The 10000-nt window shown below is 32.3% G+C and carries 9 protein-coding genes; 4 read left to right on the top strand and 5 right to left on the bottom strand.

Annotated features, from left to right (window positions below; genetic code table 11):
• Window positions 1–167: 167 nt before the first annotated feature.
• Window positions 168–311, top strand: a complete 144-nt coding sequence (locus F8154_RS15240) for a hypothetical protein (RefSeq protein ID WP_192930315.1) — start codon at window positions 168–170, stop codon at window positions 309–311.
• A 111-nt stretch (window positions 312–422) separates the two neighbouring features.
• On the opposite strand, the gene F8154_RS13875 is transcribed toward F8154_RS15240, so the two are convergent.
• Both F8154_RS13875 and F8154_RS13870 read right to left on the bottom strand, forming a co-directional pair.
• Window positions 423–2528, bottom strand: a complete 2106-nt coding sequence (locus tag F8154_RS13875; protein ID WP_151862224.1) for an ABC transporter ATP-binding protein — start codon at window positions 2526–2528, stop codon at window positions 423–425.
• Window positions 2529–2539: 11 nt separating this feature from the next.
• Window positions 2540–4306, bottom strand: a complete 1767-nt coding sequence (locus F8154_RS13870) for an ABC transporter ATP-binding protein (protein WP_243141262.1) — start codon at window positions 4304–4306, stop codon at window positions 2540–2542.
• 139 nt (window positions 4307–4445) lie between these two features.
• Between F8154_RS13870 and F8154_RS13865 the strand changes: the two genes are divergently transcribed.
• The 3 genes from F8154_RS13865 (at window position 4446) to F8154_RS13855 (ending at window position 7747) form a co-directional block, all read left to right on the top strand.
• The gene (locus F8154_RS13865) at window positions 4446–4637 is read left to right on the top strand and encodes a hypothetical protein (RefSeq protein WP_151862222.1); all 192 of its coding nucleotides are present in this window, start codon (window positions 4446–4448) and stop codon (window positions 4635–4637) included.
• Window positions 4638–5267: 630 nt separating this feature from the next.
• Complete coding sequence (pdxR, locus tag F8154_RS13860; protein ID WP_151862221.1) at window positions 5268–6758, top strand: MocR-like pyridoxine biosynthesis transcription factor PdxR; 1491 nt, start codon at window positions 5268–5270, stop codon at window positions 6756–6758.
• 26 nt (window positions 6759–6784) lie between these two features.
• On the top strand, window positions 6785–7747 hold the full coding sequence (locus F8154_RS13855) for a diacylglycerol/lipid kinase family protein (protein WP_151862220.1): 963 nt from the start codon (window positions 6785–6787) through the stop codon (window positions 7745–7747).
• A 23-nt stretch (window positions 7748–7770) separates the two neighbouring features.
• Here the strand turns inward: F8154_RS13855 and F8154_RS13850 are convergent, their stop codons facing one another.
• The 3 genes from F8154_RS13850 to F8154_RS15235 form a co-directional block, all read right to left on the bottom strand.
• A complete protein-coding gene (locus F8154_RS13850; RefSeq protein ID WP_151862219.1) occupies window positions 7771–8148 on the bottom strand; it encodes a bactofilin family protein in 378 nt (125 codons plus the stop codon).
• Window positions 8149–8164: 16 nt separating this feature from the next.
• A complete protein-coding gene (locus F8154_RS13845; protein ID WP_151862218.1) occupies window positions 8165–9118 on the bottom strand; it encodes a M23 family metallopeptidase in 954 nt (317 codons plus the stop codon).
• A gap of 591 nt (window positions 9119–9709) precedes the next feature.
• The coding region (locus F8154_RS15235; protein ID WP_192930314.1) for a hypothetical protein at window positions 9710–10000 on the bottom strand (291 nt) is incomplete at its 5' end.

The raw sequence follows: 10000 nt of genomic DNA, 5'->3' as shown, positions 1-10000 counted from the left end.
ATTTCTCATAAAATACCTATTTAAACAGGAATCTGATAGTAAAATTTAGCAGGTATATGGTGTTGGAGAAAAATGAATAATAAAATTACAAAATTGCAATTGACATATAAATGAATTGCTGATATAATTGTATTACAAATATAAATTATTAATAATAGGAGGTATGGGTGATGACTCAAATAATTAAAGATTACGAAAATACTGAGGAAGTAAGGGAATGTGGTGTTTATACCTGTATTCATTGTGTAGTGAACACCTGTACTTTAGATGAATGCGAAATGTACGAGAGAAGATTTCTGCAAGAGGGCTAAAAAATTATGCATATTATATTATAAAATAAAAACCTCTAATAGGATGTAGAGGTTTTTATTGTTTTTTGTTATAGAATATTGATGCTTTGGTATTAAATAGGGTTTTAGACTTTATAGGCTACTCATTTTATGCTTATGCTGCTGGGTATTGTTAAAGGATTCCTTATATTGTAGCTGGTATAGATTAAAGTATATACCTTCCCTTTGTAACAACTCTTGATGACTCCCAACCTCACGGATTTTTCCCTTGTGTAAAACAATAATTTTATTACAATTTTGAGTAGTGGATAGTCTATGGGCAATTGCGATTGTTGTTCTGCCACGTATTATTTTTGCTATTGCATCTTGAATTAGGGCTTCTGTTTCTGTATCTATGTTTGATGTGGCTTCATCTAATATTAAGACAGATGGGTTATACACCAAAGCTCTAGCAAAGGCTAAAAGCTGCCTTTGACCAGTAGAAAGATTAGCTCCTCTCTCCATTATAGGCTGATTGTAGCCCTCTGGAAGCTTTTCTATAAAGGTGTGGGCATTTACATATTTGGATATTTCTATTATATCATCATCAGAAAGCTGCTTTTTATTTAAAACTATGTTATCTCTTACCGTACCAGTAAACATAAACACATCCTGAAGCACTACACCTATGTTTTTTCTTAATTCAGCTAAAGAGTAATTCTTGATATTTATTCCATCTATTAATATCTCTCCCCGTTGAATATCATATAGTCTGCTTATTAAATTTATTATAGAAGATTTTCCAGCTCCTGTTGCACCAACAATTGCTACAGATTCACCAGGATTAATTTTAAAGCTAATATCCCTTAACACCCAATCCTCTTTATTATATGCAAACCAGACCCCTTTAAATTCAATTTCCCCTTTGAACTCCCTTGCTTTAACTGGATTAATTGGCTCTTCAATTAAAGGCTTTTTATCAAGTAAAGCAAATATTCTTTCAGAGGAGGCCATTGCAGACTGAAGAATATTATATTTCTCGGTTAAATCATTAATTGGCTGAAAAAATCTTTTTATGTAGCTAATAAAGGCAAAGAGAACACCAAACTCTATGTTTTGCCTTAGCAGCTGTCCCCCGCCATACCATATAATTATGGCTATTCCAAGGGATCTTAATATCTCCATTGAGGGACGAAAAATTGAATAAATAAAGATTTCTCTTTTATTAGCAGCTAAAAGCTCTTGATTATTGCTGTCAAAGCTTTTAAACTGTTGTTCTTCCCTATTGAATATATGAATAGTTTTCATCCCAGTAAAGTTTTCGTTAAGGCTAGAGTTTATTTTAGCAAGCTTAACTCTAACATCTCTGTAGGCATCCCTTATCTTTATTCTAAAAATAGTAGCAGAGATTAGTATTATAGGAATTACCACAAAAGAAATGGCTGCAAGTCTTATATTCATCCTTAGCATTATAATTATGATACCTAAAAGAAGAAACAGGTCCTTAAAAAGATTTACTAATACACTTGTGTACATCTCTAAAAGAGTTTCTGTATCATTAGTAACTCTTGTAACTAATCGTCCAACAGGATTTTTATCGAAAAAACTTAATGACATGTTTTGAAGATGTGAAAACAGCTGTTGGCGTATATTGTAAATTATTTTATTACTGGTATGATTTAATATGTAAACCTGTATATAGTTTAAGAGAAAAGCTAAGATTATAATGACTAAGTATAATAAACTAAGCTTAAATAATGAAGCAACATCCTGTCTTCTAAACTCCTTTACTTCATTAGACGACAAAAGCTGAAGGGGAACTAGCTCTTCATCAGCTATTTGTAGGAATAAAGCATCAGCCCTTCTAATGAACTGGTAATCAGTGACTTGTTGTGGTATATCAGTATTTACAAGATAATCACGATTGTTATATTCCACTAACTGAACAATATCATCATATGAATAGGATTTCTGATAGTCATTAGCCTTTACATAATATTTATCCTGAAAAACAAAATAATTCAATTCCTCTGGTGCCTCTTCAAAGACGTATATAGGTTTTTCATATACATTAATGTAATCGTCTATTGCTATTTTAATTATATAGGGCTGGGCTAGATCAATAACTGATATTACTATTAGAAGCAATATACATATTGTTAAGGCAACCCAGTAGGGCTTGGCGTATTTTAAAAGTCGTGCCATAAGCTTTGAATCATATGATTTTCCCAAAACCTCTTCTTGAAAGCTATTATCCATTTTACCACCACCTACTCATTTGATAGTTTCTCTTCTAATAGTTGCTTTTGATATATTTCATAATAAAGACCGTTGTTACTAAGCAATTGACTATGACTGCCTTCTTCAACTATAACACCATTATCCATAACAATAATACTGTCACAATCCTTTATTGTAGATATCCTATGGGCAATAATAATACTTGTTTTATTCTTCATTTCTTCCTTTAATGAGTTTAAAATGCTTTCTTCTGTATCGGTGTCAACCGCTGATAAAGAGTCATCTAATATCAAAATTCTAGGCTCTTTAATTATTGCTCTAGCTATTGATATTCTTTGCTTCTGACCTCCAGATAAAGTAACACCCCTCTCACCCACATAGGTTTCATAGCCTAATGGAAAATCAACTATATTATTATGGACCTCTGCGATTTTAGCCATCCTTATAATCTTTTCCTTACTACAGCCATCAACTCCAAAAGATATATTCTCTGCAATAGTAGTAGAGAAAAGAAAGCTGTCTTGGTCTACATACCCAATCTGATTCCTAATGCTTTCTAGCTTAATATCATTTAGAGGAATTCCATCAATATAAATTGTCCCCTCATTAGCTTCATATAATCTTAGTAAAAGAGTAGCGATAGTTGTTTTGCCACTTCCGGTTTTTCCAATTATCCCTAAGCTAGATCCATTCCTAATGTTTATTGAAAAATTCTTTAATGCATACTCATTGCTGTTTGGATATTTGAAGGAGATATTATCAAAAGCTACATTTCCTGTCATATTATCAACTTCAATAGAACTATCCTTATCAACTATTTCAGGGCTTTCCATTAAAATAGCATTAATTCTCTCCATTGACGCAGAACCTCTTTGAAGTATGTTTATAACCCAGCCTATAGCCATCATGGGCCAAACCAGTAAGGCTAAGTAGGCTTCAAATGCTATGAAATCCCCTAGGGATATTTCTCCATAAATTACTAATGAGCCTCCGTAGCCAATAACTATTAAAAAGCTTAGGGCAGACATAAACTGTACAAAGGGAAAAAACATACCATATAGCTTCACCAGAGCCATGTTTTTGCTATAGACCATTTGGTTTTTTTCACTGAATTTTTCAATTTCTGATATCTCTTGAACAAATGACTTAATTACTCTTATTCCTGAGAAATTTTCCTGTACAGTGTCTGTAAGTGAAGAAAAAGACTCCTGTACTGCCTTAAACCTAGTGTTTATTACCTTCCCAAATTTAGTAATTGTTATGGCTAAAAAAGGTAAGGGTAATAGTGCAAGTACTGTCAAACGCCAATCTGTTGTTACCACCATCATAGTAATGGCTATAACCGTAATAAAAATGGCATCGGTAATCATAACTATTCCAGGACCCAAAGCCATTCTGATGGCATTAATATCATTGGTGGCATGTGCCATCAGATCACCAGTTTTATGATTGGTGTAATAGTTTGTAGATAATTTAAGCAAATGAGAAAAAAGTCTATTTCTTAATTCGTATTCTAGCCTTCTTGATGTGCCCATTATATAAATTCTCCATAAAAATCTAAAAAAGGCTATTCCGCAGCCAATCCCAATAATATAGATACCATATTTAAAGACATCTGTACTGGAGAGATTATTAGCCTGTAGCTGATCTGTAAATCTTCTTAAAACCTCAGGTATCAGCAGCTGAAGTATGTCTACAATTAGTAGCCAAGCTATACCAAGTATATAAAACCATTTATTACGTAAAAAGAAGCTCTTTAAAGTTATAAAGTGACCCATTACTTCACCTCTATTCATTTTGTCTTTTAATCTAAATATTCCCTATTCTATAATTAATCTAACATTTCCTTTATTTATTCTAATAAATATAAAGATAACTTATAGAATATTTGAAGTAGCATTTGGAAAAATATAATTATAAAAGGAGGTGTGTAGTATGAACTTAAACACAAAGGATATGATTACTAAAAAGCTCTTAGATGCACAGGAAATGGTGAGGGACTTTGAGATGTTTTCTAAGACTACAGAGGACAAAGAAGTGGCTAGTCAGTTTAAGGAATTTGCAGAATCAAGTGGAAGACAAGCAATGGAACTTCAAAGATTGGCAGATAAATATAGAGGTGATTAGAAGAAATGAGTCAGAGTTAATCTGACTCTTTTTTTAGAAACACAGGGGGACGGAGGTGTTGTGTTCTCATAGAAACACAGGGGGACGGAGGTGTTGTGTTCTCATAAATGATTTTATACTATTTTAGTTAAATAGCTTAATAATGATCCTAATAACCATAAATAGAACAAAACCAATAATGATTTTTATTAAAGATTTTTTATCTAATTTCATTTTTTCGGCTCCTTTTTTAGAAATTTATATCCCTAAAAGCATTGTAAAAGGATTTTAACCAAAAGCACAGGGGGACGGAGGTGTTGTGTTCTTATTACTCCATATGTCATCTGTATTGTTCCACTAAAAGCTTAACTAAGTGTAGAATAAGTTTTTGTGCTATAATATTAGTTTAATAATATTTAAAAAATAGAAAACATACCTTATTTAGATAAAATTGTATATTTTTTTTCTTAAAATGTATATTGTTTTTTATCTACATTGTTCGACATTATAAGGGGGAAAGCACAGGGGGACGGAGGTGGTGTGTTCATAAAGTAAGTTACAATCATCAAAACTTACTATATTTGTATATTAAATAGGTCGTCTCTTTGATATAATAATTGTATGGTAACAATATTTTATTGAGGTGATTAAATGTATGATTTCAAATCTATTAAGCTAGATAAGAATCAGTCTCAACATTTGTATATACAATTATATAAAAAAATAAAGGAATTAATACTACAAGGACATTTAATGGAGGAGGAGAGGCTTTTACCTGTAAGGAAAATGGCAAAAACCCTTGAAGTAAATAATGTAACGGTGGTAAAGGCATATGAGATTCTTGAAAAGGAAGGTCTTGTATATAAAAGAATTGGCAGTGGTACATATATAGCTAAGGAGCTACCACAGGAGCTAAATAATGAAGATGACATAAGTAAGCATCAAGCCTCAGTTAAAAACCAATTAATGGAGCAGGGACATGTGAAAGTGGAAAAAAATATGATTAATTTCGCCAGTGCAACACCTTCGGCAGAGCTTTTTCCAGTAGAAGATTTTAAGAGGGTTTTAAATGAGGTTTTAGATAGAGATAAGGGCCATGCCTTTGATTATCAAGAAGGTAAAGGCTACTACCCATTAAGAAGTGTTTTAAATAAGTATATTAAGCATTATGGTATAGAAGCCGATACTGAAAGCATTCAAATCATTTCAGGAGCACAACAGGGCATTGATATTATATCTAAGGCATTAATTAATTACGGTGATTATGTTGTAATAGAGAGTCCTTCTTACACAGGTGCTATGGCGGCATTCCATTCTAGGGGAGCAAAAATAATAGACATTCCATTGCAAAAAGATGGGCTAGACTTAGAAACCTTAGAGAAAAAGATTAAGATATATAAACCAAGATTCATTTATGTAATGCCAAACTTCCAAAATCCTACTGGAATATCCTATAGCATCAGCAAAAAAAAAGAAATATTAAATATATGCAAAAGGCATAATATTTACATTGTTGAGGATGATTATTTAAGTGACCTTGACTTTAACAGTAATGACAGTACTACATTAAAAAAACTGGATAATCATGAAATAGTAATATATGTTAAAAGCTTTTCAAAAATATTCATGCCAGGTTTAAGGCTTGGATTTCTAGTTATTCCTTCAAAGCTTCATCATAACCTTTTAATGGCTAAACATACTACTGATATTTCAACATCTGGACTTTTGCAAAGGGCCTTTGAGCTATATTTAAATAAAGGGATATGGCAGAAACACTTAGCCTACATGGAGGAACAGTATAAGGAAAGATTTCTATTAATGGAGGAATCTATTAATCAATATTTTCCTAAGTATGTAGATTGTCAGCTACCACTTGGTGGTGTAAACTTTTGGCTTAAGCTCCCTAAAGGCTTTTCCTCTAACAAACTATATGAAAGAGCAGTAAAGGAAAATGTCATATTTGCACCTGGCAACCTTTTTTTCATGGGAAATCAAGATGAAGGATATTTTAGGTTAAGTATTGCATCGGTTAATCCTTCTGAAATAAAATATGGCATTAAGCTATTAGGCAATTTGATAGGTGAATATATAGATAATAAAGAGGAGCTAAGGAAGGACATTACCATTAAACCAATATTGTAAATCTATGCTTAACTGGGGGAACCTATATGAAGAAATCAAAAATAAAAATAATATATAATCCTAATTCTGGTAGAAAGCTGCTTTTAAAAACCGTGCCGAAGCTATTGGATATTCTCGTTAATGAGTATAATATGGATGTAGATATGGAAGGAACCAAAGGAAAGCACCATGCTACAGAAATTGCAATAAAAAGTGGACAACAAGGGTATCATGTTATTATAGCAGCAGGCGGAGATGGAACGATAAATGAGGTTATTAATGGAATGGTTAATAATAGTGACTCAAAGCTTGCCATTTATCCTGCTGGAACTGTGAATGATTTTGCCACACATCTAAATGTACCCCGTCAGTTGATGAGATTTGCTGAAATGATCCATTTAAACCACACAGTCTATACCGATGTTGGTAAGGCAGGAGATAGATATTTTTTGAATGTTGCAGCAGGTGGGTTATTAACGGATGTGGCCTATAGGGTATCCTCCGATGCAAAGACTGTATTAGGCAAGTTTGCTTATTACCTTGAAGGTATTAGAGAGTTTCCTAAGCAGATATTTAAGCCAATTAGGGTTAAGCTGCAAATAGGCAACGTTATAGAAGAAAAGGAAATATTGTTCTATATTATAGCCAATAGTAAGCAGGTTGGTGGATTCAAAAATATAGCATCAGAAGCTAAAATTGATGATGGATTGTTGGATTTAATTGTTATTGAAAATACTAATTTAATAGATGTTGCTTCATTGTTTTTTCTAATAATTAAAGGCAATCATATTAATCATCCAAGTATAAAATACATGCAAGTAAAGGAATTTACTATAGAAAGTGATAGTGAAGTTGCAGTAGACATAGATGGAGAGATGGGTGGTAGGCTACCTATGACATTTAAGGTTATTAAGTCAGCAATACCAATAATTATTCCGCCAAAAGAGACTATTGAAAGCTATATAGATAAAAACCAACACCACCTATTATTTACAAAGTCTGATATATAATAAAAAAACCTATACAGGTTTTTTTATTTGCTGTCAGCTTCGTGAACTTGTTCATTTCCAAGCATTTTACAGGTACCTTCAAAGATGGCATTCTCATCTAAAACAAAGCTTTTTATATGGACATCACCAAATAGCTTACCTTTAGCTGCTATTCGTAGCTGTCCTGTAGCATAAATATTACCTTGTACTTCTCCTGCTACAAAAACATTGCTCCCGTTGACGTTTCCAATTACTCTACCAGATTCTCCAATATACAGGTTACCCTCTACATTAATTTCACCCTTTAGTTCGCCATCAATCCTAATTGTACCTTGAGTATTTATTCGCCCTTCAAAGCTACAATCTGCTCCTAGTAAAGTGTTAAATTTAGTATATTGAACATCATCCTTTTTACTAAACATCAAAACCCTCCTTTTACTAATCCTCTAATATTGATACTGGATCAATAGATTTACCATTCTTACGGACTTCAAAGTGTAGATGTGGGCCAGTGCTTCTGCCTGTACTTCCCATCTTAGCAATCACTTCTCCCTTTTCGACCCTATCCCCAACACCAACAAGATTTTTTGTGTTATGGGCATAAACAGAGGTGTAGCCGTATCCATGTGAAATTATAATCATACGCCCATACGCACCATTATAGCCAGAAAAGGTTACAACACCACTCCCTGCAGCATAAATATCTGTATTTCTCTTATTAGCAATATCTAAACCCTTATGGAATTCACGTCTTCTATTAAAGGGTGAAATACGATAGCCATATCCAGAAGTAAACCTTCCGATGGTTGGCTGTTTATTGGGCAATGCATCCATATACTTTAATTGCTCTTCAACATCATCAATTAGCTTTTTCATGTTTTCTTTTTGCTTACCAATTAAATTATCTAAAAACTCCATCTCAACATCAATATCAATGTCATCATTAAATAGAATACTCTTTCGATTTGATCTTGAAACAAGAATAGAAGGTAAAATTTCACCACCACTGGAATTTTCTGTAACATAAGCAAAATCAGAGGGTTCTAAACCAACCATGGCAAGCACCTGATTTTGCATTTCGTATAAGGATACAAGCTTATCTTCTATTTCTACTGTTCTACCCTTTAAATGGCTTATCTCTTCAAGGTGCCCATGTTTTTCAACCTGTAGATTGTTGATGGTATTATTGGCAGCTGAAAGCTTAGCTTTAGTATCGAAGAAACTGGTGGAAAATCCAATGGTTCCAGCAAGTAACGATAAAACAAAAATTATTGAGAACAATGGCAGCCAGTAGGGTATATTAAATTGAATAATTCTATTAGATGTACTGGGTATCACTGTGAAGGATAGTATTTTTTTAGGTTTTTTTGCGAGATGATTAAAACTCTTCATAAAAATTTAACCTCCTATTTACAGGGTGTTACAAATAATATTTATTCGACATAAATAATATAAAACCTTTTAGTAATAAATTTTTTTTGAAAAGTTAGTTAAATAATACTATATGAAATTCAAAGTTAAAAACTCCATATAAGAAATTATAAATGTTGAATGTTGAATGTTAAATAGAAAAGATTACAACCATATTCAAAATAAAAAACTAAAAGACAAAATGAAAAATTAAAAATGAAATTAAAAAGAAATCCTATAAAGTCAGTAAATGACTAATAGTGAATAGTTAATAGTTTAAAACCTAAAAGACAAAAGAAAACATAATAGAAACGGTAAGTATTGATTGGAAAAGAATAAAAAAACTTAAACACATGGGTTTTAAATTGAAAGATAAAGTAAATGTTGGTTTAAAAAATATAACCCAGCTTTATCGACAGGGTTATACTTTATATCACCAGCGTTATTTATACTCCTTCTCAATAAGAGGAAAATAAGTGTCGCTTAAGCTCTGAAATAAGAGAAGCGAAGTTTTTTTATTATTAAGCTAAAACTCAAAGAATATTGAAGAATAAATTAACATGAGATTAATAATTAATAGTGTGTAATTCCTATGTCCCAACCATACCTATCTAGGTTCAACCAGCTGGAAGCTTCGTCAGCTGTAAGTAGATTGTAGCTATTTAAGCCAGTGGGTACATCCCCTATATGATAGAATATTTCTTTTGCCTCACCTGTAGTTCCTCCATCTATAACTAGATGTGAGTATGTAATTTTAGCATATTGATGGGTTTCTAGTGTGAAATCTACTACTGTTGAAGCTATTGGCTTTTCTGTTGTTAACTCTATTGAATACTCCTTACTGTTTGTTGATATAATCTCTTT

The organism is Alkaliphilus pronyensis (assembly GCF_009017275.1).
GTDB lineage: Bacteria > Bacillota > Clostridia > Peptostreptococcales > Natronincolaceae > Alkaliphilus_C > Alkaliphilus_C pronyensis.
This window is presented reverse-complemented; position numbering and strand designations above follow the sequence as displayed.

Excerpts from the sequence above, each read along its gene's own strand:
- F8154_RS13845 (WP_151862218.1), bottom strand. The coding sequence starts at position 9,118 with ATGAAGAGTTTTAATCATCTCGCAAAAAAACCTAAAAAAATACTATCC.
- F8154_RS13855 (WP_151862220.1), top strand. The coding sequence starts at position 6,785 with ATGAAGAAATCAAAAATAAAAATAATATATAATCCTAATTCTGGTAGA.
- pdxR (WP_151862221.1), top strand. The coding sequence starts at position 5,268 with ATGTATGATTTCAAATCTATTAAGCTAGATAAGAATCAGTCTCAACAT.
- F8154_RS13875 (WP_151862224.1), bottom strand. The coding sequence starts at position 2,528 with ATGGATAATAGCTTTCAAGAAGAGGTTTTGGGAAAATCATATGATTCA.
- F8154_RS13865 (WP_151862222.1), top strand. The coding sequence starts at position 4,446 with ATGAACTTAAACACAAAGGATATGATTACTAAAAAGCTCTTAGATGCA.
- F8154_RS13870 (WP_243141262.1), bottom strand. The coding sequence starts at position 4,306 with ATGAATAGAGGTGAAGTAATGGGTCACTTTATAACTTTAAAGAGCTTC.
- F8154_RS13850 (WP_151862219.1), bottom strand. The coding sequence starts at position 8,148 with ATGTTTAGTAAAAAGGATGATGTTCAATATACTAAATTTAACACTTTA.